Here is a 301-nt window from a genome sequence, read left to right on the forward strand (position 1 = left end):
TACTAGTTAGCGTCATGAAAACGGATAGATTTATGGTTAAAACAATTACAGATGCCGAATTAGATGAAGCTCAAAGAATATTGGGTTTTGAATTTCCGCTTGAATATATAGAGTTCGTTAAATCTGGTTATGACCTAGGCGACGCTCCTATTGAAGCTTTAGAAATATTGAACCCTCCCAGTTATGCAAATATCTTCGAGACACTGAAAAATGCTCGAGAGTATTACGATTTACCCGTGGAACTGTTACCTATATGCGAAGATAACTCTGATTATTACTGTTTAAACGCTACTGGTGAAGT

1 protein-coding gene is annotated in these 301 nt (G+C 36.5%); it reads left to right on the plus strand.

Annotation, left to right across the window (positions count from 1 at the left end; translation table 11 throughout):
- Nucleotides 1–32: 32 nt before the first annotated feature.
- On the plus strand, nt 33–301 hold a 269-nt coding region (locus BIW15_RS23855), incomplete at its 3' end, for an SMI1/KNR4 family protein (protein ID WP_077281746.1).

Source organism: Vibrio sp. SALL6 (assembly GCF_002002385.1).
Taxonomy (GTDB): Bacteria; Pseudomonadota; Gammaproteobacteria; order Enterobacterales; family Vibrionaceae; genus Vibrio; species Vibrio parahaemolyticus.